The following is a 717-nucleotide window of genomic DNA, read 5'->3' as shown; positions in this document are numbered from 1 at the left end:
GTCCGGCCCGAAGAAGGACGGACAGATGAAGCGAGCACGGTTCACGGAAGAGCAGATTATTGCGGTGCTGAAGGAGCATGAGGCCGGGGCGAAGACGGCCGAGCTGGCTCGCAAGCACGGGATCTCCGAGGCGACAATCTACAATTGGAAGGCCAAATTCGGCGGCATGGACGTTTCCGAGGCGAAGCGGTTGAGGGCCCTGGAGGAGGAGAACGGGAAGCTGAAGAAGCTTCTGGCCGAGCAGATGCTCGATGCAGCCGCACTTCGCGAGCTCCTTTCAAAAAAATGGTAGGGCCCGCCGCCAAGCGCGCTGCTGTCGCGCATCTGCAGGCCGTTATGAGCCTGTCGGAACGGCGGGCCTGCTCGATCGTGGGTTCGGATCGGAAGATGATCCGCTATCGCTCCAGCCGCCCACCGGACGCAGTTCTGCGTAGCCGATTGCGCGATCTCGCCAACGAGCGGCGGCGTTTCGGATATCGCCGCCTGTTCGTCCTGCTGCGGCGGGAGGGCGAGCCATCGGGGATCAACCGGATCTACCGGCTTTATCGCGAGGAAGGGCTCACCGTCCGCAAGCGGCGGGCTCGCCGCAAGGCCGTCGGGACCCGGGCCCCGATCCTGGTCGAGGCCAGGCCCAATGCCCGCTGGTCGCTGGACTTCGTCCACGACCAGTTCGCCAATGGCCGACGCTTCCGCATCCTCAACATCGTCGACGACGTC

Annotated in this window: 1 pseudogene; it reads left to right on the top strand. The window is 64.4% G+C overall.

Annotation, left to right across the window (positions count from 1 at the left end):
• Positions 1-25 precede the first annotated feature (25 nt).
• A pseudogene (locus tag A5906_RS06295) lies at positions 26-717 on the top strand (transposase); the annotation flags it as partial.

Origin of the sequence: Bradyrhizobium sacchari, from assembly GCF_002068095.1 — a bacterium.
Taxonomy (GTDB): domain Bacteria; phylum Pseudomonadota; class Alphaproteobacteria; order Rhizobiales; family Xanthobacteraceae; genus Bradyrhizobium; species Bradyrhizobium sacchari.
Note: the sequence above shows the minus strand (reverse complement) of the source record. Positions and strands in the feature narration are given on the sequence as shown.